Here is a 22,514-nt window from a genome sequence, read left to right on the forward strand (position 1 = left end):
ACTCCCATCGCAACGAATCGCCGACGAGCGTCGAGATCCGGTGCTGGCGCCGCCGCGATCGAAACGACAAGAAGATCTCGCATGAGCATACCTCCTGGGGCAGGAATTCATCCGGATGTCGAGCCGACCGCGCCCGGACGCCGGCCGGCGTTGAGCACGACCGTGCGCAGGTCGTCGACATCAAAAGGTTTGTCGAACACCGCGAAGGCACCCGCGGCCCGCGCGCGCGCGTGCGTCGCCGCGTCGCCGAACGCCGTCGTCAGCACGAAAGGCGTGCGCCACCCGACCTCGCGCAAGGATGCGAGCACGTCGAGCCCGCTCTTGCCGGGCATGCGGATATCCGAGACGATCACGTCGGGCGGGCTCTCGTCGGGCGCGCCCTGCGCGACCGCGCGCAAAAAATCGAGGAGCTGCGTCCCATTCTCGATCTCGATCACCGTATGCCCGTCCTTGCGCAGGGCCTGCGCGAGGAAGAAGCGCACCTCCAGGTCGTCCTCGGCGAGGACCACGCGCAAGGGCTCTCGACGTCGCGGATCGTCTCCGCCAGCCGCGAGGTCCCACGCCGCGCTCGATGTACGTCGCGCCATTGCGCCCGGGAATTGCAAGGGGCGCGCCAGGCGGATCCGCGCCGAAATCGACCGGGATCGGGGGCCGACCGCGCGCCCACGTGCGCCGTGTTTCGCGGCGCTGTTGCATTCTGCGACGGAGGCGCCTCAGTCGCTCGTGCCGTACCGCGCCAGCTTGCGGTACAACGTGGCGCGATCGAGCTTCAGGAGCTCCGCCGCCCGCGTCTTGTTGCCGCGCACCGCTTCGAGGACCCGCAGGATGTACCGGCGCTCCACGTCTTCGAGCGGCAAAAGCTCGGCGGGATCGTCCGTGGCCACCACCACGTGCTTGGCCTCGTGGGCGCGGATCTTCTCGGGCAGATCCTCCGCGCCGATCTGCTCGTACGTGGCGAGGGCGACGGCGCGCTCGATGCAATTGGAGAGCTCCCGGACGTTGCCCGGCCACGCATACCCCATGAGCTTGTCGGCCGCCGCGGGGGACAGCCCCGTGACGGGGCGCCCGGTCGTCGCGGCGAACTTCTCCACGAACCGCTGCGCGAGCAGCAAGATGTCCGTGCCGCGCGAGCGCAGCGGCGGCATCTCCACCTGGACGACGTGGATCCGATAATAGAGGTCCTCCCGGAATCGGCGCTCCTCCACGGCGGCTTCGAGATCCCGGTTCGTGGCCGACACGATGCGCACGTCCACGGCCACCTCGTCATCGCCGCCGATGGGACGCACGGTCCGCTCCTGCAGGGCCCGCAGGAGCTTCGGCTGCAGGCCGATCGGCATGTCGCCGATCTCGTCGAGGAAGAGGGTCCCCCCGTGTGCCTTTTGAAAGAGGCCCGTGCGCGCCGCGCGCGCGTCGGTGAAGGCGCCGCGGACGTGGCCAAAGAGCTCACTTTCGAGCAACGCCTCGGGCATCGCCGCGCAGTTGATCGCGACGAACGGCCCGCTGCGCCGCGCGCTGCGCCGATGCAGGGCGCGCGCCGCGAGCTCCTTGCCCGTACCACTCTCGCCCGTGATCAGCACCGAGGTATCGAGATCGGCCACCCGATCCAGCAGATCGGTCGCCCGCTTCATCGCCGCGCTCGCCCCGACCATCTCCTCGAACTCGCGCGCCTCCGCCGCCGCGCGCCTGAGCCGCCTCACCTCGTCGCGCAGCGCCCGGTGCCGCACCGCCCGCTCCACCGCGATGCGCAGCACTTCGAGCTCGAAGGGTTTGGGGAGGAAATCGTACGCGCCCGCGCGGATGGCCGCGATCGCCGTGTCGAGGCTGCCGAACGCGGTGATCACGATGACGGGCACGTCGGGCCGCGTCCCGACGATCCGCTCGCACAAGGTGAGGCCGGTCATTCCCTTCATTTGCAGGTCGGCCACGACCACGTCGAAATCCTCGGTCGCGAGCAGGTCGAGCCCCTCCTCGCCGCTCGTCCGGTACGACGTGGAAAACCCGCGCTTCTTGAGCCCTGCGTCCAGCAGATCGCAGACGTCGGGCTCGTCGTCGATGATCAGGACACGCCCGGGGATGCTCGGCGGCACAAGGGCAGGTATACGCGAAACCGGCTGCCTTGGCCCGCCTCGCTGTCGACGCGGATAAACCCCTCGTGCTCCCGCACGATGCCATAGGAGACCGAGAGCCCGAGCCCGGTCCCCTCGCCCACGTCCTTGGTCGTGAAAAAGGGCTCGAAAATATGGGCCACGACGTCGGGCGGCATCCCCTCGCCCTCGTCGACGACCTCGATACAAGCGTACGTGGCCTCGTCCCCGCCGATGTCGCCGGGGGGCGCCGCGCATTCTTCATGGACCTTCACGCAGAGCCGCCCGCCCGCTTTCATGGCCTGGATGCCGTTGACCACCAGGTTCGTCAGCGCCTGCTGGATCTGCTCGGCGTCGGCGTCCGCCTCGATGGGCGCTTCGCCGGTCTCGATCTCGATCGACACCGTCCGCTTGTCGGCGAGCGGCTTGAGGAGGGACACGGTGCGCCGCGTGATGGCGCGGAGGTCGAGGCGCGACTTCTCGGCGCCTCGCCGGCGCGCGAAATCGAGGAGCTGGCGCACGATGCGGATGATGCGATCGGCTTGCTCGGCGATGGTGCGCGCGTTCCTCTCGACCTCCTCGGGGCTCGTCCCGTCCTCGCAGAGCATACGCGCGCGGCCCGAAATGACCTGGAGCGGCGCCCCGAGCTCGTGCGCGATGCCCGCGCCGAGCTTGCCCACCGTCGCGAGGCGATCGGCGTGGCGGAGCTGCTCGAGCGCGCTGATCCGCGCGTCCGTCTCCCGCGCCGCGCGCGCGTTGGCCTCCGCGAGGCGGTCGCACATGAGGTTCATCTCGTGCGCGAGCTGGCCAATCTCGTCGCGCTGGGAGAGCGCGAGGCGCGCGGAGAGGTCACCCGCGCCGACGCGGCGCGCCTGCGCGATGAGGCTCTGCATCGGCCGGCCGACGAACCATACGCCGAGCCCCGTGGCGATGAGCCCGCACACGAGCGCGACCGCGAGGTTCGCGAGGAACGTGTTGAACAGCGCCGTCCGCACGTATTGCTTCTCGCCCGCGAGCGACTCCGCGAGCTCGATGGCGCCGAGGGATCCTCCACCCTCCGCGACCACGGGCACGAACGTGACGAGGTGCTCCTCGTGCACGTCGTCGAGGCGCGGGAGCCTGAGCACGACCTCCTCGCCCCGCGCGACGGGGTCGAGCTCGGCACGGGGCGCGGCGGGGGCGTCGGCGCTGTCCGCGGGCACGTCGAGCGAGACCCAGCGAATGCGGACATGGTTCTCGCGCTGGTTGGCGAGCTGCACGACGGCCCGAGCGCGCTCGCGCCCGTCGGCGTGAACCATCTCGGCGACGGCCGCGGCGAGGACACGGCCATAGACGTGCGAGTCGTGGCGAATGTCCGTCTCGAAGAGCGCGACGAGCCGCCGCACGCGGGTGTAGGCGTGCACGGCGACGACCGCGAAGACGCCCAGGATGAGGGCGATGGCGAGCTTGCGGGCGAGCTTCACCGCGGGATCGTACCATGGCGTGGCCCCGCGCCCGCGTCCCTCTCACCGCCCCGCGATCCAGCCGTCGAACGTCCCCTCCCCGCCCGCGCTCCCTGCGTCGACCTTGATCCACAGATTGAGGAACGCCGTCCCCGCCGTCCTTTCGGGGTATTTCCGGTACGTCGCCGGCACCCGCGCCCCGAGCCCGTGGAACGTCACGATCCGCGTGCCCACCGGCAAAACGTCGAGCGCCGCCTCCACCCGCGCCGTGTCCTCGCGAAAGCGCGCCTCGGTCAGCGGAATCGCGTCGTCGAGCCGCCTCGCCTCGGGGAAGATGTTTTCCTCGAAGGGGTTGCAGAAATAGTACGCCCGATACGCATCCCAATCGATATCGGCGAGCGTGCCCGGCCGCACCTCGGCGCGGCCTGCGAGCCCGAGCGCGTCGATCACCTCCCTCGCGGTCTCGACGAGGGCCGCGCGGTGCTCGATTCCATGGAACACCGCGTCGGTCGTGAGCGCGCCCGCAATGCAGAGCTTGCCCACGCCCGCGCCGACGTCGAGCACGGGGCCGCCTGCCTCGGCGAGGAGGCGGCTCACCTTGCGCGCGACGACGAGGGGGGTCCAGAAGCGCGACGAGACGCGCCGGATGGGCTCGGGGAAGAGCTGATCGAAGGCGCGATCGGAGACGGGGTGCCCCGCGCGGACATCGCCTACCATCTTGTGGAGATCGGCGTCGAGTCGGGGGCGCGTCATGCGAGGGTCAGAAGCCGGTATACCGCAGGAACGCGTCCGGCTTCTTGCCGCCGTACGAGCCGTTCCAGTAGCCCTTCTTGTAGTTCGCCTCGGCCACACCCGTCGAGGTCTGCGAGCCGATGAACGTGCCCTGATCCGGGTCGAGCACGATACCGATGTGCCCCGGCCAGTGGACGAGATCACCGGCCTGGGGCTCGGTCACCTTCTGGAAGTAGGGCGAACTGCCGAAGTCGTTCGCCAGCATGTAAGGGAACTTCGGGTTCACCGAAGCCCGCAGCACCGCGACGACGAACTGGTTGCACTTCATCTCGGAGTAGGAAATCTCCCGGCCTTGCATCTGCTCGTAGTTCCGGGCCACCTGCGCAATGTCGTATCCCATGGAAGAGTCCTCCCGCTTCGCGAAGAATGGCGGGAGTTTACACGCGCCTCGCCGAGATGAAAACCCCCTTTTGGTGAATTCTCAGGGCAAACGCGCACGGAGCAGCGCGGCAAGGCCCGGGGCCGCGTCGGGCAAGGGCCCGCGGCACGCACGACGCGCGGCGTCGAAGAGGGCCTCGGGGCGCGATAACGCGGCGCGCGCGTCCGCCTCGTCCGCGAGCCGAACGCCGAGGCCGAGCGCCTCGACGTCGAGGGCGAGGCGCACCGACTCGGGGCTCTCGTGCAGCGGAAAGACGGCGAGCGGCACGCCGGCGAGCGCGGCCTCGGCGAGCGTCGAATACCCGGCCTTCGCGAGGACGAGATCACAAGCACCGAAATAACTCTGCGGGTCGGGCGTGATGGCAGGGAAATGGACGAGCGGGCCACGCGGCGGCGAATCGGCGTGGGAGGGAGCGAGGAGCCGAACGCCCGAGGCAGGCGCGGCGGCGGAGAGGACGTCGTAAAGGACGGCGTCGAGGCTGCCGCCGAGGCCGAAGCCGAGGAGAAGGTCCCCTTCGGCGACGCCGAGCTCGCGGCGAACCATCGCGCGATCCCGGCGCGGACGGCGCGCGAGGACGCCGTCGATGTCGTGCAGGGTCGAAAGGCCGGCGAGCGGCATTGCGCCGAGGCGAAGGCGATACCCGACGCGCGCGCGGGCATAGGCGTCCGCGAGAATCTCGTCGAGCTCGCTGCCGAATCGACCGGCGTACATGTCGAGCCAGGTGAAGTTCGAGCAAACGACGGCGGGCACGCCCACGCGCTCGGCCGCGAGGATCGCGGCGGCAGGGACGTCGGCGACGACGAGCGCGGCGCCGAGGGACACGAGGCGCTCGGCCTCGATCGCGACGAGGCGGGGCAGATCCGCGCGCCACGCGGCGAGGGCCTCGCGGGAGCGGTCGAGGTCGAAGTCGAGGGCGCCGGCGCGCGGCGCGAGGCCGGGATCGAGCGAGGCGACCACGACGTCGACGGGCGCCGGGAGCAAGGGCAAGGCGGCGCGGATCATGGGCGCCGCGGCGCCGACGCAGAGCGTGACGGAGGCGCCGTCCTCGGCGAGGCGCGACGCGAGCGCGAGCATGCGGGCGGCATGACCGAAGCCATGATCGGAGGCGTAGACGACGATACGAGCGGGAGGCGCCGCGGGCATGGCCCTCTGGTAGCGCAAATCGGCGCGGCGGGGACGGGCTTTGTGATAAGAGCAGACCTCATGCGCCTCTCCGACGTCCTCCCCGTGCTGGAATCGATCGCCCCTCTCCGGTTCGCCGAGGGCTGGGACAACGTGGGCTTGCTCGTCGGGGATCCGGCCGCGGAGGTCCGCGCGGCGCTGCTCTGCATCGATTACACGCCCGGCGTGGCGGCCGAGGCGCGGGAGAAGGGCGTCGAGTTCGTGTATTCGTACCACCCGCCGATCTTCGAGGCGATGAAGCGGGTGGTCTCGCCGGGGCCGATCTTCGAGGCGATCCGCGACGGGATCGCCATTTATTCGCCGCACACGGCGCTCGACGTCGCCGAGGGCGGGACGAACGATTTCCTGGCCGACCTCCTCGGCCTCGGCCGCAGCCTGCCCGCGCGCCGCCCGATGCGCGCGCCGGGCGCGAAAAGCGGGCCGGCGCCGGAGGGCGAATCGCTCGGGCTCGGGCGTATCGGCGAGCTCGAAGCGGAGGTGCCGCGCGACGAGCTTTTGGAGCGCATCAAGCGGGGCCTCGGAATCGAGGCGCTGCTCGTGGCAGGGCCGACGACGGGGAAGGTGCGCACGGTGGCGGCGAGCGCAGGCGCCGCGGGCGCCATGGTCGAGGACGCGCTCTCCCAGGGGGCGGAGCTTTACCTGACGGGCGAGATGCGGCACCACGACGCGCTGCGGGCCGCGAAGCTCGGCATGACGGTCGTGTGCGCGCTGCATTCGAACAGCGAGCGGGCCGTGCTGCCGCGGATCCGGGAGCGGATCGCCGGCGCGCTGCCGGGGCTCTCGGTGTTCGTGAGCGGGGCGGATCGGGATCCGTTCGTCGTGCGGTGACGAGGAAAGCCGCCGGCTTTTCTTTTCGTACGGAGGGCTCCAAGTGGCTTCCCCTCGTCGCCAAGGTGTGTTGTTCCATAAACGAACGACATCACTTCTGTCTGCCGAGGCTCGCCCGTGCCCCCTACCCTATCGCCGAACTTCGCCTACCTCGCGCACCACGACCCGCTCCTCGGCATCCTCGGCACCCAGGCCGAGCGGTACTTCGCTGACGATCCGAATACCTGTCTCATCAAGCTCCGGCAGTTCGGCGAGCGCCTCGCGAAGCACGCGGCCGCGCGCCTCGGGCTCTACACGTCACCGGCCGAGGACACGCAGGCCATCCTGATCAACCGGCTCCACGATCGCGGCGCGCTCGACGTCCGCACGAAGCAGCTCTTCCACGATCTGCGCCTCCTCGGGAACAAGGCCGCGCACGAGGTCCAGGGCTCGCACCACGAGGCGCTGCACCAGCTCAAGATGGCCCGCGAGCTCGGCGTCTGGTTCCAGCGCTCGTTCGGCAACCATCGCAAGTTCGACCCGGGCCCCTTCGTCCCGCCTCCGGGGCCGAATGATGACGCCGAGCTCGCGAAGGAGCTCGCCGCGCTCCGCGAGGAGCTCGCGAAGAGCAAGGTCGACGTCGAGGCCATGCGCGCCGCGGCCGAGGCGGAGGCGCGCAAGCGGCTCACGGCGGAGCAGATCGCGCAGAAGGAGGCCGACGAGCGGGCCCTCTGGGAGGCGCTCGCCACCGAGGAGGCCGAGCGGCGCGCGAAGGACGTGGAGGCCGTCGCGAAGCAGAAGGCCGCGATCGAGACGGAGCTGGCTGCGCTCCAGGCCAAGGCCGCCGCTGCTCCGGCCGAGACGATGCAGTTCCTCACGCGCGCGGCCGAGGCGTCGCGCGATGTCTACCTCGACGAGGCCGCGACGCGCCGGCTCATCGACGAGCAGCTCCGCGCCGTCGGGTGGGAGGTCGACTCCGAGCGGCTCTCGTACAAGCGTGGCGCGCGGCCCGAGAAGGGGAAGAATCGCGCGATCGCCGAGTGGCCCACGGAGAATGGCCGGGCCGATTACGTGCTCTTCGTCGGCACCGTGGCCCTCGGTGTCGTCGAGGCGAAGCGGTTCCACAAGGACGTCGCCGGCAAGCTCGATCAATCGGCGCGGTACAGCGTCGGCATTCTCGCGAAGGACGGCGTGGCGTTTGCCGGCGGGCCGTGGGGGAAAGGGAAACACCGGGTGCCGTTCCACTTCGCCACGAACGGCCGGCCCTACCTCGAACAGCTCCGGGAAAAGAGCGGCATCTGGTTCCGCGACGCGCGCCGGGACGAACATGCGGGCAAGCCGCTCCAGGGCTGGTATTCGCCGGAGGGCCTCGAAGCCCTGCTGAAGCAGGACATCGGCGCGGCGCACGACAAGCTCCGCCACGAGCCGACGGGCTACCTCGGCCTACGCGCGTATCAGATCCGTGCGATCCAGGCCGTCGAGGCCTCGATCGAGGCAGGAAACCCGAGCTGCCTCGTCGCGATGGCCACGGGCACCGGCAAGACGAAGACCGCCATCGGGCTCGTGTATCGGCTCATCAAGGCCAAGCGCTTCCGCCGCGTGCTTTTCCTCGTCGATCGAAGCGCGCTCGGCGAGCAGACGCGTGATGCGTTCAAAGAGACGAAGCTCGAGAACCTGCAAGCGTTTCATCAGATCTTCGACATGAAGGAGCTCGGGGACATCAAGCCCGAGGGAGACACGAAGCTCCACATCGCCACGGTGCAGAGCCTCGTGAAGCGGGTCCTCAATGCCACGGATCCCGCCGACGTCCCGCCGGTCGATCAATACGACTGCCTCGTCGTCGACGAATGCCACCGCGGCTACACGCTCGATCGGGAGCTCTCGGAGACCGAGCTCGGCTTCCGTGACTTCGACGACTACATCTCCAAGTATCGGCGTGTCCTCGACCATTTCGACGCGGTGAAGATCGGCCTCACGGCCACGCCCGCGCTGCATACGACCGAGATCTTCGGCGCGCCTGCGTTCCGTTACTCGTACCGCGAGGCCGTGATCGACGGGATGCTCGTCGACCACGAGCCGCCGATCCGCATCGTGACGGAGCTCGCGCAGAAGGGGATCCAGTGGGCCAAGGGCGAGGACGTCAAGGTCTACGATCCGGGCAAGGCGCAGCTCGACCTGATTCACCTCGCAGACGAGGTGAAGATCGAGATCGAGGGCTTCAACCGCGCCGTCATCACGGAGAACTTCAACCGCGCCGTCTGCGAGGAGCTCGCGAACCACATCGACCCGATGGGCGACGCGAAGACGCTGGTGTTCGCGGTGAACGACGACCACGCCCAGCTCGTCGAGCGCCTGCTCCGTGAAGCGTTCACCACGAAATACGGCGCGCTCGACAACGACGCGGTCAAAAAGATCACGGGCAGCAGCGACAAGCCACTCCAGCGCATCCGCGAGTACAAGAACGAACGCCTGCCGAATGTGGCGATCACGGTCGACCTGCTCACGACGGGCATCGACGTCCCGCGTATCTCGAACCTCGTCTTCCTCCGCCGCGTCAAGAGCCGCATTCTTTACGAGCAGATGCTCGGCCGCGCGACGCGGTTATGCCCCGAGATCGGAAAGACCGTCTTCCGCGTCTTCGACGCCGTGGAGCTCTACGACGCTCTTTCGCAATACACGGAGATGAAGCCCGTCGCGCCCTCGCCGACGGTCACCTTCGCGCAGCTCGTCGCGGAGCTCGGGCACGCGGACCCCGAGGCGCGCAAGCTCGCGCTCGACCAGCTCGTCGCCAAGCTCCGGCGCAGGGCACCGGCCCTGAAGGGCGAAGACCTCTCGCGCTTCGAGGGCATTGCCTCGATGTCCCCGCCTTCGCTCGCCGCGATGCTCCGCCGGCAGAGCCCCGAGGAGGCCGCGGCGTGGTTCGGGCAGCATGGGTATCTCGTGCCGGTGCTCGACGGGCGGTTCGGCGAGACGCGGCCGCTGCTCGTCTCCGACCACGCCGATCGGGTCGTGGCCGTCGAGGTCGGTTATGGCAAGGGGACACGCCCGGAGGATTATCTCGACAGTTTTTCCGCGTTCCTGCGGGAGAACATGAACAAAATCCCGGCGCTCGTGGTGATCACGCAGCGCCCGCGGGACCTCACGCGCGCGGCGCTGCGCGAGCTGCTCCTCGCGCTCGACGCGAAGGGGTACACCGAGGCGGCCTTGCAGGCGGCGTGGCGGCAGGCGTCGAACGCGGACATCGCGGCGTCGATCATCGGCTACATCCGCAAGGCCGCGCTCGGCGATCCGCTCGTCCCGTACGAGGAGCGGGTGGCGCGGGCTGTGAACAAGATCCTCGCGCGGCCGGGCTGGACGTCGATCCAGCGGCAATGGCTCCAGCGGATCGGCAAGCAGCTCGAACGGGAGCGGGTCGTGGATCCCGCCACGATCGACGAGAGCGAGGCATTCAAGTCGAACGGCGGGTTCAAGCACCTCGACAAGGTGTTCTCCGGCAAGCTCGACGCGATCCTCGGGGATCTGCGGGAAGAGGTCTGGAAGGACGCGGGGTGAAGGGGAACCCGACGACGGGCGTGCGCTGCAAGCGCCCTTTACCTCCGCGCCGGACTCGCGTAGTTCTTCCGCCGGAACCCCCCCGCCATGTCCACCACCGACATCGTCCAGAAGCTCTGGAACCTCTGCCACGTCCTGCGCGACGACGGCATCACTTACCACCAGTACGTCACCGAGCTGACCTACCTTCTCTTTCTCAAGATGATGAAGGAGACGGACCAGGAGAAACACCTGCCAAAGGGCTATCGGTGGGGGGATCTCGAAACGAAGGACGGCATCGAGCAGCTCCATTTCTATCGGGCGCTGCTGCTGCACCTCGGCACGGAGGGCTCGGGGCGGGTGCAGGCCATCTTCGCGAATGCGACGACGTCGCTCAAGGTGCCGCGGAACCTGAAGAAGCTCGTGGACGCGATCGACGGGCTCGACTGGTATTCGGCGCGGACCGAGGGGCTCGGGGATCTTTACGAGGGGCTGCTCGAAAAGAACGCGGCGGAGAAGAAGTCGGGGGCGGGGCAATACTTCACGCCGCGGCCGCTCATCGATTCGATGGTGCACCTCGTGAAGCCGCAGCCGGGGGAGAAGGTGCAGGACCCGGCGGCGGGGACGGCGGGGTTTTTGATCGCGGCCGACCGGTACATCAAGGGCGAGACGGACCAGCTCTTCACGCTCGACGCGAAGGAGCAGGCGTTCCAGAAGAAGAAGGCGTTTTACGGCGTGGAGCTCGTGCCGGACGCGCATCGGCTCGCGCTGATGAACCTGATGCTGCACGACATCGAGGGCGAGCTTTCGCTCGGGGATACGCTCTCGTCGCTCGGCACGCAGCTCGACAAGGCGGACGTGATCCTGACGAACCCGCCCTTCGGCACGAAGAAGGGCGGCGGGCTGCCGACGCGGGACGATTTTACCTTTCCGACGTCGAACAAGCAGCTCGCGTTTTTGCAGCACATCTATCGAGGGCTGCGGCCGGGTGGTCGGGCGGCGGTGGTGCTGCCGGACAACGTGTTGTTCGAGGAGAATACGGGGACGGAGATCCGGCGGGACCTGATGGAGAAGTGTGATCTGCACACGATCCTGCGGCTGCCGACGGGGATTTTTTATGCGCAGGGGGTGAAGACGAACGTCCTGTTCTTCACGCGCGGGGCGACGGACAAGGGCCACACGAAGGCGGTGTGGGTGTTCGACATGCGGGCGAACATGCCTTCGTTCGGGAAGCGGACGCCGCTCGGGCGGGATCATTTTGCCGAGTTCGAGGCGGCGTTCGGGAAGGATCCGCTGGGGAAGAGCAAGCGGAAGGATCAGGGGGAGGCGGGGCGGTTCCGGAAGTTCACGCGGGAGGAGATTCGGGGGCGGGGGGACAACCTCGATATTGCGTGGCTGAAGGATGAGAGTGTCCGGGGCGCGGATGATCTGCCGGAGCCGGAGGAGATTGCGGACGAGATTTTGGAGAGGTTGCGGGTGGCGGTGGCGGAGATTGAGGGGTTGCGGGCGGAGTTGGAGGTTGGGGCATGAGTGAACTTCCGTCTGGCTGGAGTGCAGTCAAACTGCGGGATGTCGCTCCGAGCATTACTTATGGCCATACCGCATCGGCCACGGAACAGAGGATAGGTCCACGCTTCCTAAGAATTACGGATATCCAGGACGACCATGTTGAATGGGCAACCGTTCCGTTCTGTGGCTGTGACGACGTCGAGAAGTACCAGCTCGCTTCGGGTGACATCGTCGTGGCGAGGACGGGGGCGACGACAGGAAAAAGCTTCCTGATCAAGACCCTACCTGAGCAGGCCATTTTTGCTTCGTATCTCATCCGCATACAGCCAGGGCGCGCCGTGCAACCGGAATACCTTGGCTGGTTTATGAGAACCCCCGCGTATTGGGAGCAGATTACGACGGTCAGCAAGGGTACGGCGCAACCAGGCGCCAATGCCTCCCTTCTTGGGGAACTGGACGTCCCACTTGCGCCCGTAGCCGAACAACGCCGCATCGTCTCCAAAATCGAATCCCTCACCACCCGGAGCCGCCGCGCCAAGGAAGCGCTCGACGCCGTCCCCGATCTCCTCGAACAGTTCCGCCAGTCCGTGCTCGCCGCCGCGTTCCGCGGGGATCTGACCGCCGCGTGGCGCGAGAAGAACCCCGACGTGGAGCCGGCCGAGGTGCTCCTCCAGCGCATCCGCGCCGAGCGGCGGCGGCGGTGGGAGGAGGCGGAGTTCGCGAAGATGCGGGCGAAGGGGAAGGTGCCGGGGGATGATCGGTGGAAGGCGAAGTACGAGGAGCCGGAGCCGGTCGATGCGAGTGAGCTGCCGGAGTTGCCGGAGGGGTGGTGTTGGGCGCCAGCTGCTGCGATTGTCGCCGGTGACGCCGATATCGTTTATGGCATAGTCCAGCCTGGCCCTGTAGTGGAAGATGGTATCCCCTACGTAAGGGGGATGGATATCGAAGATGGCGTAATACTCGAGCATCAGCTCCTACGCACAGCTCCTGAGATAGCGGCTCGTTATGACCGCGCGGCGCTACGAGGTGGAGATGTTCTTCTTGGGATCATTCGTGCGACAAAGGTTGCCATCGTTCCCCCCACGTTGGACGGAGCGAATATCACACAGGGTACTGCCCGGTTCCGGCCTGCAGCCGGGATATTGACGGAAGTTCTGGCCGGATGGCTTGAGAGTCCACTTGCGCAAGAGTCACTGCACGCGATGTACCGTGGTATTGACATGCCAGGACTGAACTTGCGCGATGTGCGCCGTCTGCCAGTACCGGTAATTCCACTTGCTGAACAGGAAGTGCTGGCTGCCGTGCTGCTGAAGTTCAAATCGCGTGAGCGAGCACTGCGGGATCACATGTCCGAAATCCTCCGCGCGGCAGCATCCGTCGACCGCGCCATCCTCTCCAAAGCCTTCCGCGGCGAGCTCGTCCCCCAAGACCCCACCGACGAACCCGCCTCGGCCCTCCTCGAACGCCTCCGCGCCGAAGCCACCGATCCGACCGGCAAGAAGCCCAAGGGCGGCAAACGGCGCGGCGCCGAGGGGCGCAAGGGCACGGCGGCGCGCGTGTCCGATTGACACCCGCGTGCCCACGGCGAGGCATGCGCGCCAGGACACCCACTGCGCGCGGCCGGAGGCAAGATTCCACCGGTCCACCTCACGACCCGCCGCCGGCTGCGCCCGCTGCCGCTCGCCGCTCCCGATTCGCCTCCGCCCCCCGCCTCCACCGTTGCTCTCGCGTCTCCGAACGTCCCGACCGCCGCGCGTCACCGTGACGCGTGCCCGTTCGCGTCTTCGAACACCCTCGCGTCACGCTCTCCTCCCGGGTCTCCGAAGCTTCGAACACCCACGCGTCACGTTTCCCTGCGCCCGTTGGAACGACCGATCCCCCTCGCGTCACCGTCTCCAGCGGGTCTCCCCACGTTCGAACACCCTCGCGTCACGGTGACGCGTGCCTTGTTCGGACGTTCGAACACCCTCGCGTCACGCTCTCCCGCGACCCTTCGAACGTTCGGGCACCCTCGCACGCCCGAAACCTGCTCGTCCACCGCAGATGGGAGAATTCAGGCGACGGAGAGGGCAGACATCCCCTGGCGAGCGGATCGGGGCATTCCTCGGCATTCGTAGGAGGAAGCTTCCCGTCAGGCCGGAGGGGCCGATACCCTCCGCGCGGGAGTTCCCATGCGCCGTGGTGTCTTCACCTCGTTCCTGCTACCGCTGCCCCTTCTCCTCTTCTGCGCCTCGCCCGCGCACGCGCTGGAGTTCCGTGTCTGCGTCAAGCCGCCGGACGTCCCGCCCGGCATGACGGTGTGGGCCTATGAGAATGGGTCGGCACAGGTGTGGACGACGCGCAGCCGGGTGGAGTTCACGCGCAAGGTCGAGGGGCGCGCCACCTATCTTTACGACCCTCATGCGCCGCCAGAGAGCGTCCGTGTCCTACCGATCCCGTACAACTTGCTGAAATGCCCGCCGCCGCCGCCGCGACCGAAGCCGGCGCCGGCGAAGGAGCCGCCGAAGGAGAAAAAAGCGGACGACGGGAGCGCGAGCAAAACGCCTGGCGAGCGCGGCGGGGACGAGGACAGCGTCGAGAAGCGCGTCGAGGAGCATCGCGTTCCGCAGCCAAAGGAGGGCCCGCCGCCGCCGCGTGCTTCGGCCCCGGCCAAGCAGAAGGATCCGGTCTTGCCGCGGGAAGGCGTCTTATCGAGCGAGCCGATCCTCCCGCAGCGAGAGGCGAAATGGGCGGACAAGGAGCACGGGCTCGTCGATCGAGGCGGCGCGCTCCCGCAGCTCGTGGACACGGCGGACCGGAAGCCGCTCAGCGTCACGTCGTGCGAGCAGACGGAGGAAGGTTGCCCGGCGCGGCCGAAGAAGACGCGGGCGGGGGCGATCCTGGAGCAGGTGGTGATCGCGGGGGCGATCTTCAACCTGCAAATGAACGAGGATCTCCATCGGGCCGACGGCAAGGAATACGGGATCGTCGGCGGGATGAATGAAGGCGGGCCAAACGACCCGCGGCTTCAGGCGGCGGCCGCGGCCGTGATGTTCTCGCCGGTGGCGATGGCGCTGGGGAACAAGTTCATGAAGGCGGCCGCCGAGGCGAGCAAGGCGGGGGAGAAGCTTGTTCTCAAGGACGTGCGTGAGCTGTCGGAGGAGGCGGCGGAGTACCTGGCGAAGGAGTATGGAGAGGAGCTGACGCAGGCGCTCGCGGAGGCGGGGGTGATCGGGCCGTTTCGGGTGATGCAGAAGTTCACGCTGGGGCATGAGCGGAAGTGGCAAGCGCACCATGTCTACGAGGTCAAGAAGATGATGGAGATCGGCCTCGATGCGCTGGATGGGCCGGCGGTGATCCTTTCGGAGGAGGCGCACACGGTGATGACGAACAGGCTGCGCGAGGCTACGGGTAAAATCCCTGGTACAAGGCCGAAGGAACTCTGGGAAGCATACAAGAAAGTCTACGAGCTGAACCCCGAATGGCTCAAGGCGATTGCTCACTATTTCGGGGAATGAGTGGTTGTTCGTTGCGCCAGCAGGACCACGATGCGAACCAAAAGCAAAATCATATTCAACGCGCACGGTATTCCGGGTCGAGAGCAGCCCATTCTTTCAGCAGCACGCTGTGATGCCGATGTGGCTGTCGTCAGCGACTTTCATTTGAACGGCAAGCGCTCGGTGACTGTATTTGTCACCCTCGACGTCGAGGACCCTCGCCTGGCCCTCTTGCAGAAGCTCCTCGTCGCGTACAAAGTCGACTGGCTGGATCAGCGCTGGGACGAATACACGGACGAGGAATATGATGCCGCGCCCTTGATCGTCATGCAGGCGCTTGCGGACAACCACGTCATCGGAGGCCCCCGCTTCTACACCGAGTATGATCTCTCCAATGCCTGCCCGGCGTGCGGCGCGGGGATGCGGCAGACCGGTGTGTACATGCTCGACGGCGCAGGTCCAAGCATGGTGGGGCTCGGCCAGTATCGCGCCGTGTCCAGCTACAGCGAGATCATCGTCGATCCGCCGCTCGCCGAGGCGCTCGCGCGCGCCCATCTCACCGGGCTCTCCCTCCGGAGCGTGCACGCGTACCAGCCGAACGAGGCGCTGATCGAGCTGATCTGGAAGCAGATGTGGGCGTCGCACACCCTGCCCCCATTGTCGCCGCGCTCGACCGGGATCGACTTCGAGAGCGCGTGCAAGACCTGCAAGCGCGGCAAGATCGACACGACGAGCCCCGAGCGTTTCGTCTACCGCGCCCGGGACCTCGAAGGGGCAAAGGACGTGAACCGGATGTGGGAGCATTTCGGGTACGTTCGATGGAACGGTGACCTGAAGACGGCCGTCTTGTGGCAACCGTACTTCGTCGTCACCCCCAAGGTCTGGCGCATCTTCAAGGACGCAGGCGTGACCGGGTTCCAGTGGCTGCCCATCCGCGTCGTCGAGGACTGACGCGGCCGAATGTCGGGCGCTTCCGCTTCCGCTTCCGCTTCCGTGCGTCGAGGGTTGTTGATCCGCGGAGCTTGCGCCGTCACTTATCGGGACGCTTCGGCTTCGGCATGGGTGTTCCCGTGAAGGGGTTGATGAGCGGATCCGGCAGCGGCGGCTCGGGGGGAAGCTCGGGCGAGCCGGGCCAGGTGATGCCCACATGTTGCAGGCGCCGTTGAATGGCGAGCAGTTGCTTCGGCTCGGGCGGCTTGGCGAGGAGCGTCGCGAGCTCGTCGGGCGTGAATTCGGTGGGGCCCTGCAACCGCCGATCGACCACGGCGTCGATGATGGCGTGGATCGGTGCGTCTTTCGTTCGGGCGCGCTCGGCTCCCATGGCGGCAAGCTCCCCCAGTAAGGAGAAGGGGAGTCGACCGTTTTGGAGCATGCCCCAGGGGATGAGTCGCTTGACGCCGGGGCCTTTCGGGTCGTCGAAGAGCGTGCCCCCGACACGATCGCCGTGCAGCCAAAAGCCGACGCTCGCTATCTTCTCCAAATGGTTTCCATCGCTGAGCACGCTGGTGGCTATCACGAGCGCGGGCTCCAGCTCGGCGGGAAGGCCCGGCACGGCCCCGCGCACGTCGTCAGGGCCATGGGTTATCGCGTCGAGTGGCAGCTTGAACTGCTCGACCGGACCCCACCCGAGCTCGTACGCGAGACCGACGACGCCCGCCTCGGTCCAGGCCACGACCTCGTAGTCGCCACATCCGCTGTCGGTCCGCAAGGCTCCTCGATGCACGTCTCCCGTCCAGGTCGAGTAGTCGCAGACGGGCAACCACAGACCGCTCCCCATTCTTGCCACGCGGGCTTCCACGTAGGCGCGCAGCGCGGCGCGCACGATGGCATCACGGTCGAAGGCGAGGCGTCCGCGGGGATGGTTGCGCAGGACCATGGGCCTCGCCTAGACCACGTTTGTCCGAGCGTCAACGTGGGCGCGTCACGGCGCGTAGGATTTCGCGGCGTTGACCCGTTTTACTTCCTCGACCGGCGGGTTGGTGTTCGAGAGATACCGGTTGAGCTGGTTCGAAATAACGGCGGCGTTCTTGTTCGAGTTCGTGCCCCAGTCGCAACTGCGCTGGTCCTTCATGGGCACGACGTGGTTCACCTCCGCGAACTGACCAGGGTCGAAGGGCGGGGGGTCGATCTCCTGCTCGTAGAGCACGAGCGGCTCCTCGCACTCTGCGGGCACTTTTTCGCAGTTCGCGTTGTACACATCGCAAGGCCACTTGAAGCCCGCGAGATCGGAGTGGATCTGGCCGCCATGCGCTTTGCGGTTGACCTGGAGGATATACTTGTGCTGGTAGAGCGGCGTGCCGTCGGCGGCGAACACGCCGCTGAAGCAGTTGTTGAACTTATGCCCCGGCCCGACCGTTGGCGGCTCGGGCAAGTCGCGATACGGCCCGCTCACCTCCACCAGCACCCCGTCGACCTCGACGAGCGGCGTCTGCCTGGGCGCTGGCTCGAACGTGACGAAGAGCTTGTTTGCGGGATCCGAGCCGATCTGCAGCGTGTAGTCACCGTTGCCGACGGGCTGGCACTCGTACCCCTGGGCGTACGGCGCATTCCCCGATACCTCGCCGATCTTCGCCGCATCTTCACACGCTTTCTCCCACGTCTTGTAGAGGCAGTTGAACGTACTCGGGGTTGTGTCGGACATGTAACAAGCGTCGCGGAACGCTCCGATGTACTTCTTGCGCAGCTCGAGGTCCATGGTCGGGTTTCCATCGAGCGGGATGCGGTAACGCATGCACGGATCGGGCATCGTCGCCGTACATTCGGCCTTCGTGTCAGTCGAGGTGTCGGGTAGAGCCGGGCATGACTTGAGAGGCCCCGGATCGAGAGGCGGCCCGCACGCGCCCGTCATCGCTGCCCCACCGAAGCCCGACACCAGGACGCCCAGCATAGCCGAGCGGAGTCTCGTCCTTGCTTGCATGGTGTAGTGAATCGCAGGGCCATCGGCTGGGGGGCAACGGAAAACCAGCCAGGGGCTCACGATGCGCCCGTGAACCGGGCGTCCCATGATGGTAACCGGGTCGGCGGGATCCGGCGGGAGCCGCGGGAGCGGTACACAATCAGATCTCTCTTGTCGCTTCCGCTTGCCGCTCCCGCTCCCGCCTCCGCCTCCGCTCCCTCGCGTGCGCCTTCCGCCGTCCGCGCTACGCTCGCTCCCGCCATGATCGGCTCCGCGGTCACAGCCGTGCTCGGCCCGACGAACACCGGCAAAACGCACCGGGCCGTCGAGCGCATGCTGGAGCATGCGTCCGGGATGATCGGCCTGCCGCTCCGGCTCCTCGCGCGCGAGGTCTACGACCGCATCACCGCGCGCCTCGGCGAGCAGCGCGTCGCGCTCGTGACGGGCGAGGAGAAGCGCATCCCGCGCGGCGCGCAATACTGGGTCTGCACGGTCGAGGCCATGCCGCGGAACCTCGACGTCGAGTTCGTCGCGGTCGACGAGATCCAGATCGCCGCGCATCCGCAGCGCGGGCACGTGTTCACCGAGCGCCTGCTCGATGCCCGCGGCACGAAGGAGACCTGGTTCATGGGGGCCGCGTCGATGCAGCCCCTGATCGCCGAGCTCCTGCCCGCGGCGCGCATTCAAACGTTCCCGCGGCTCAGCCGGCTCGCGTTCGCGGGGGCCGAGAAGCTCGCGCGGCTGCCGCAGAGGAGCGCGATCGTCGCGTTTTCCATGCAGGAGGTGTACGAGGTGGCCGAGCGGCTGCGGGCCACGCGCGGCGGCGCGGCCGTGGTGCTCGGGGCGCTCTCGCCGCGCACGCGCAATGCGCAGGTGGCCATGTTTCAGTCGGGCGAGGTCGAGTACATCGTCGCGACCGACGCCATCGGGATGGGGCTGAACCTCGACGTGAAACACGTGGCGTTCGCCGCGCTGCGCAAGTTCGACGGCCGCGACGTGCGGGACCTCGAAGCGGCGGAGATCGGGCAAATCGCCGGGCGCGCCGGGCGCTATACGAGTGATGGATCGTTCGGCACCCTCGCGCCCCTCACGCTGCCGCAGGGCCTCGCGAACGCCGTGGAGGGGCATCGGTTCCCCGCGGTGCGGCGGCTCGTCTGGCGGAACGCCGATCTCGATACGGGCTCGATCGAAGGCCTGCTCGCTTCGCTTCGGCGCTCGCCGGGGCGGCGCTCGCTCTTGCTCCAGGAGAGCGCCGAGGACGCGGCGGCGCTCGCGCGAATGGCACAGGACCCGGCGATCCGGGCGCGGGCGCAGGGGCGGGAGGCGGTCGAGTTGCTCTGGGAGGTCTGTCGGATCCCCGATTACCGCAAGCTGCTCTTCGAATCCCACGTCGCGCTGCTCGCGGAGATTTTTGCCCACCTCGCGGGGCCACGGGCGTGGCTCGACGAGGCGTGGATGGATGAGCGCGTGCGGGAGATCGACGAGCCGGCCGGGGACATCGATACGCTCATCGCGCGTATCTCGGCCATCCGGACGTGGACGTACGTGTCGCACCAAGGCCGCTGGGTGAAGGATCCGGCGGCGTGGCAGGAGCGGACCGCGGCGATCGAGGATCGGCTGAGCGACGCGCTGCACGAGCGATTGGTGCAGCGGTTCGTCGAAAAGAGCGGCGGCGGGAGCAAGGCGCGGCCGCAAGGAAATTCGCGCAAAGCGGCGCCGACACGGGCGGAGCTTCGCGCGATGGATAAGGCGAATCCATTTGGAAAACTCGCGGCATTGAAGGCGCCGCAGGCGCGCGAGGCGGGCGGGGCGTCCTCGGACGAGGCGCGCTGGGTGGAGGCGGTCGTCGCGGCGCGGCACGTGTCGATGGAGGTGGATGCGTCGGGGCGCATCACGTTCGAGGACGGGCGCGAGCTCGGGCGGCTCGTACGGGGATCAAGCTTGCTTTTGCCGGACGTGAAGCTCGCGCCCGTGCTGGAGTTCGGCGCGGGGGCGCAGACGCGCATCACGCGGCGGCTCGTGGCGTTCGCGCGCGACCTCGTGGAGGAGCTCTGTGCGCCGCTGCGGGCGCACGCGCCGCGCGGGCTCGGGGCCGCGGCGCGCGGGATCCTTTATCAGCTCGAACAGGGGCTCGGGACGGCGCGGGCCGAGGACGCAGCGGCGCAGATCGCCGAGCTCGCGCTGGAGGACCGAGACAAACTCGCGGCGGCGGGCATCGTGGTGGGCGCGCGGGTGCTCTATGTGCCGGCGATGCTCAAGGGCGGGGCACTTTTGCGGCGCAGCGCGCTCGTTTCGGCATTCGCAGGGGCGAAGGCGCCACGAGCGCCGGGGCCGAGCGTGGTGTCGGTGCCGGTCACGCGCCCCGCGGACGCGCCGCTCCATACGGCCCTGGGATATCCGGTCTTCGGGCCTCGCGCGGTGCGGGCAGACGTGGTCGAAAAGGTGCTCGCGGCGATCGAGGCGGAGGGGGGCCTTCCGCCGGCGGGAAAGCTCGCGGGATGGCTCGGGTGCCCGGCGAAAGAAGCGGCGAAGGTGGGCGCGGCGATCCTGGGCGACACGCGCGGCGAGCCGCAGGCGGCCCCGGCGCCCGCGGATGCGGCGAAAGTGTAATTCATCGAAAACGTGCCGAGGACCGGGAAGCCGCCTTGTGGTACGGGGCGTTCGCATTTATAGTCCGGTGCCTGCTTATTTCCTTCGTTGAGGTTCGGCGCATGCGTGACGCGTGGATGCGTACGGATTTGCTTTGGTGCGGCGTCGTGGGGATGGCCGTGGGCTGCTCCCAGGAGGACCGCGCCACGGCCACGGGCGATACCACGTTCGTCGACGTGGGCGGCTCCGGCGGCGGCCAGGCCGGTCACCCCGTGCCCCACGAGACCTTCGATACGCCGTGAAAGGGAGAACGACCATGACGAATCGATTGCATTTCGCATCTCTGGCTGCCTTGCTCGCCGCGCTGCCGATCGCGGGCTGCGGGGGTTCGGACGCGCTGGCCACGCCGGACTGCGGCACGTACGCCGAGGCGCCCGAGAAGGCGTCCGGCGTGGTGTACGTGTCCGCGTCCTGCGGCGCGCGGGACGGGGACGGCTCGGTCGAGCGGCCCTTCGCGTCGATTCAGCAAGGCATCGACGCCTCGGTCGGGGGCGGCGCGGTGCTCGTCGACGCCGGGACGTATGCCGAGAACCTGAGCATCACGAAGCCGGTGCAGGTCCTCGGCGCGGACAAGGCCGGCGACCCGAACAACGCGAGCATCATCGTGCAGGCGCCGTCGGCGTACGCGATCACGGTGGAGGGCGCGTCGGACGTGCTCCTGCGCGGGATCATCGTGCAGAAGCCCGAGGGCGCGGGGATCCGGGTGCAGAAGAGCGGCAGAGCCGTGATCGAGGGATCCCGCATCGAGGGCGCGATCGCGGTGAACGAGGACGGCCACGGGGTGATGGCGTCGGACAACGCCAGCATCATCGTCCAGCGGACGATCATCGTGCAATCCGAGGGCGCGGGTGTACACGTCAATGCGGCGTCGGCGCAGGTCGAGCGCAGCATCATCGTGCAGAGCGGCGCCCTCGCGGGGATCTGGGTGCAAAACGCGCTCGACGAGGTGTCGCTCGTCGGAAACGAGATCCGCGAGAATGTCTCGGCGGGCATCTCGATCCTCGGCTCGCGCGCCATCATCGTGCAGAACCAGGTGAAACACACGAAGAGCCGCGCCCCCGGCGGGGTGGCGGACGGCATCCGGGTGCTCGGCGACGGCGTGATGGGCGAATCCTACGTGGAGATCGGCGGCGACCTTCCCGAGAGCACGAACATGATCGAGGGCAACGACCGGGCCGGGATCGTGTTCTCGGGCGAGCGCGCGCGCGGGATCATCGTGCAAAACGAGGTGATCGGCAATGCCGACGACACCACGCGCGGCGCGGGGATCTGGGTGCAATCGAAGGCCGGCACCGCGCCGAACGACGACCAGAGCGTGGGCATCCGGATCGAGCAGAACCGGATCGAGGCGAACCATTTCCTCGGGATTGGCGTGACGTCCGGGGCCCGCGCGATCATCGTGCAGAACCAGAGCATCAACGGGACGATCGCGGGGGACATCAAGGTGAACGGGCTCCCCGTCAAGATCGGCGACGGGCTCGGCGTGTACGCCGGCGCGAGCGCGCACGTCGACCTCAACACGTTCGCGGGCAACGCGCGCGTGGGCGCGCTCTTCGACGGGTCCGCGTCGACCTGCGTCTTGACGAACAACACGTTCGAGAAGAACACCGCCGGCGCCATCATCGTGCAGAACGTGAACGGGGCGTTCGATTACGGGGACAACAAGGGCGATATTTCGGTCGACCCTCCGGTGGCCCCCATCCTCAGCGACCCCTCCGAGCTTTGAGCCCACCCCGGCGGGCGCCGTCGACGACGCGCGCCCGCCTC

17 protein-coding genes are annotated in these 22,514 nt (G+C 68.0%); 9 read left to right on the forward strand and 8 right to left on the reverse strand.

All coding sequences use genetic code 11. The annotated features are described in order from the left end of the window. Positions 1-107: 107 nt before the first annotated feature. The 6 genes from E8A74_RS07845 to E8A74_RS07870 all read right to left on the reverse strand — a co-directional run bounded on the left by E8A74_RS07845 (position 108) and on the right by E8A74_RS07870 (position 5,840). Positions 108-587 carry a response regulator gene (locus tag E8A74_RS07845; protein ID WP_136928313.1) on the reverse strand — a complete coding sequence of 160 codons (480 nt, stop codon included), beginning with the start codon at positions 585-587 and terminating at the stop codon, positions 108-110. Between the two features lie 126 nt (positions 588-713). Then, a complete protein-coding gene (locus tag E8A74_RS07850; RefSeq protein ID WP_136928475.1) occupies positions 714-2,075 on the reverse strand; it encodes a sigma-54-dependent transcriptional regulator in 1,362 nt (453 codons plus the stop codon). Next, complete coding sequence (locus E8A74_RS07855) at positions 2,057-3,547, reverse strand: sensor histidine kinase (protein ID WP_136928314.1); 1,491 nt, start codon at positions 3,545-3,547, stop codon at positions 2,057-2,059. Before E8A74_RS07855 ends, E8A74_RS07850 begins: the two co-directional genes overlap by 19 nt. A gap of 42 nt (positions 3,548-3,589) precedes the next feature. Continuing rightward, entirely contained in the window at positions 3,590-4,279 is a 690-nt protein-coding gene (locus E8A74_RS07860; protein ID WP_136928315.1) for an O-methyltransferase, read from the reverse strand. A gap of 7 nt (positions 4,280-4,286) precedes the next feature. Further along, the gene (locus E8A74_RS07865; RefSeq protein WP_136928316.1) at positions 4,287-4,658 is read right to left on the reverse strand and encodes an NlpC/P60 family protein; all 372 of its coding nucleotides are present in this window, start codon (positions 4,656-4,658) and stop codon (positions 4,287-4,289) included. A gap of 81 nt (positions 4,659-4,739) precedes the next feature. Next, positions 4,740-5,840 (reverse strand): glycosyltransferase family protein, encoded by a 1,101-nt coding sequence (locus E8A74_RS07870; protein ID WP_136928317.1) that lies wholly within the window; start codon positions 5,838-5,840, stop codon positions 4,740-4,742. Between the two features lie 60 nt (positions 5,841-5,900). Here E8A74_RS07870 and E8A74_RS07875 point away from each other — a divergent pair, with 60 nt between their 5' ends. The 6 genes from E8A74_RS07875 to E8A74_RS07900 all read left to right on the forward strand — a co-directional run bounded on the left by E8A74_RS07875 (position 5,901) and on the right by E8A74_RS07900 (position 16,153). Further along, positions 5,901-6,707 (forward strand): Nif3-like dinuclear metal center hexameric protein, encoded by an 807-nt coding sequence (locus E8A74_RS07875; protein WP_136928318.1) that lies wholly within the window; start codon positions 5,901-5,903, stop codon positions 6,705-6,707. Between the two features lie 117 nt (positions 6,708-6,824). Next, positions 6,825-10,238 (forward strand): type I restriction-modification system endonuclease, encoded by a 3,414-nt coding sequence (gene hsdR, locus E8A74_RS07880; RefSeq protein ID WP_136928319.1) that lies wholly within the window; start codon positions 6,825-6,827, stop codon positions 10,236-10,238. Positions 10,239-10,325: 87 nt separating this feature from the next. Continuing rightward, a complete protein-coding gene (locus tag E8A74_RS07885; RefSeq protein ID WP_136928320.1) occupies positions 10,326-11,747 on the forward strand; it encodes a class I SAM-dependent DNA methyltransferase in 1,422 nt (473 codons plus the stop codon). Continuing rightward, positions 11,744-13,294: a restriction endonuclease subunit S gene (locus tag E8A74_RS07890; RefSeq protein ID WP_136928321.1), complete on the forward strand. Its 1,551-nt coding sequence runs from the start codon at positions 11,744-11,746 to the stop codon at positions 13,292-13,294. Before E8A74_RS07885 ends, E8A74_RS07890 begins: the two co-directional genes overlap by 4 nt. 603 nt (positions 13,295-13,897) lie before the next feature. Then, positions 13,898-15,223, forward strand: a complete 1,326-nt coding sequence (locus E8A74_RS07895; RefSeq protein WP_136928322.1) for a hypothetical protein — start codon at positions 13,898-13,900, stop codon at positions 15,221-15,223. Between the two features lie 120 nt (positions 15,224-15,343). Then, the gene (locus tag E8A74_RS07900; protein WP_136928323.1) at positions 15,344-16,153 is read left to right on the forward strand and encodes a hypothetical protein; all 810 of its coding nucleotides are present in this window, start codon (positions 15,344-15,346) and stop codon (positions 16,151-16,153) included. Positions 16,154-16,232: 79 nt separating this feature from the next. On the opposite strand, the gene E8A74_RS07905 is transcribed toward E8A74_RS07900, so the two are convergent. Both E8A74_RS07905 and E8A74_RS07910 read right to left on the reverse strand, forming a co-directional pair. Next, the gene (locus E8A74_RS07905; protein WP_136928324.1) at positions 16,233-17,078 is read right to left on the reverse strand and encodes a hypothetical protein; all 846 of its coding nucleotides are present in this window, start codon (positions 17,076-17,078) and stop codon (positions 16,233-16,235) included. A gap of 45 nt (positions 17,079-17,123) precedes the next feature. Next, complete coding sequence (locus E8A74_RS07910; RefSeq protein WP_136928325.1) at positions 17,124-17,933, reverse strand: hypothetical protein; 810 nt, start codon at positions 17,931-17,933, stop codon at positions 17,124-17,126. Positions 17,934-18,359: 426 nt separating this feature from the next. On the opposite strand from E8A74_RS07910, the gene E8A74_RS07915 reads away from it, so the two are divergent. The 3 genes from E8A74_RS07915 (at position 18,360) to E8A74_RS07925 (ending at position 22,473) form a co-directional block, all read left to right on the forward strand. Beyond that, positions 18,360-20,708, forward strand: a complete 2,349-nt coding sequence (locus tag E8A74_RS07915; RefSeq protein WP_136928326.1) for a helicase-related protein — start codon at positions 18,360-18,362, stop codon at positions 20,706-20,708. A 101-nt stretch (positions 20,709-20,809) separates the two neighbouring features. Beyond that, entirely contained in the window at positions 20,810-20,989 is a 180-nt protein-coding gene (locus E8A74_RS07920) for a hypothetical protein (protein WP_136928327.1), read from the forward strand. Positions 20,990-21,003: 14 nt separating this feature from the next. Continuing rightward, a complete protein-coding gene (locus E8A74_RS07925) occupies positions 21,004-22,473 on the forward strand; it encodes a right-handed parallel beta-helix repeat-containing protein (RefSeq protein WP_136928328.1) in 1,470 nt (489 codons plus the stop codon). Positions 22,474-22,514: the final 41 nt, after the last annotated feature.

It is taken from the genome of Polyangium fumosum, from assembly GCF_005144585.1.
GTDB classification, from domain to species: Bacteria; Myxococcota_A; Polyangia; order Polyangiales; family Polyangiaceae; genus Polyangium; species Polyangium fumosum.

What these genes read in the sequence shown, in the direction of transcription:
- E8A74_RS07885 (WP_136928320.1), top strand. Translation starts at nt 10,326, where the DNA reads ATGTCCACCACCGACATCGTCCAGAAGCTCTGGAACCTCTGCCACGTC.
- E8A74_RS07905 (WP_136928324.1), bottom strand. Translation starts at nt 17,078, where the DNA reads ATGGTCCTGCGCAACCATCCCCGCGGACGCCTCGCCTTCGACCGTGAT.
- E8A74_RS07910 (WP_136928325.1), bottom strand. Translation starts at nt 17,933, where the DNA reads ATGCGTTACCGCATCCCGCTCGATGGAAACCCGACCATGGACCTCGAG.
- E8A74_RS07865 (WP_136928316.1), bottom strand. Translation starts at nt 4,658, where the DNA reads ATGGGATACGACATTGCGCAGGTGGCCCGGAACTACGAGCAGATGCAA.
- E8A74_RS07890 (WP_136928321.1), top strand. Translation starts at nt 11,744, where the DNA reads ATGAGTGAACTTCCGTCTGGCTGGAGTGCAGTCAAACTGCGGGATGTC.
- E8A74_RS07870 (WP_136928317.1), bottom strand. Translation starts at nt 5,840, where the DNA reads ATGCCCGCGGCGCCTCCCGCTCGTATCGTCGTCTACGCCTCCGATCAT.
- E8A74_RS07925 (WP_136928328.1), top strand. Translation starts at nt 21,004, where the DNA reads ATGACGAATCGATTGCATTTCGCATCTCTGGCTGCCTTGCTCGCCGCG.
- E8A74_RS07860 (WP_136928315.1), bottom strand. Translation starts at nt 4,279, where the DNA reads ATGACGCGCCCCCGACTCGACGCCGATCTCCACAAGATGGTAGGCGAT.
- E8A74_RS07915 (WP_136928326.1), top strand. Translation starts at nt 18,360, where the DNA reads ATGATCGGCTCCGCGGTCACAGCCGTGCTCGGCCCGACGAACACCGGC.
- E8A74_RS07920 (WP_136928327.1), top strand. Translation starts at nt 20,810, where the DNA reads ATGCGTGACGCGTGGATGCGTACGGATTTGCTTTGGTGCGGCGTCGTG.
- E8A74_RS07895 (WP_136928322.1), top strand. Translation starts at nt 13,898, where the DNA reads ATGCGCCGTGGTGTCTTCACCTCGTTCCTGCTACCGCTGCCCCTTCTC.
- E8A74_RS07845 (WP_136928313.1), bottom strand. Translation starts at nt 587, where the DNA reads ATGGCGCGACGTACATCGAGCGCGGCGTGGGACCTCGCGGCTGGCGGA.
- E8A74_RS07875 (WP_136928318.1), top strand. Translation starts at nt 5,901, where the DNA reads ATGCGCCTCTCCGACGTCCTCCCCGTGCTGGAATCGATCGCCCCTCTC.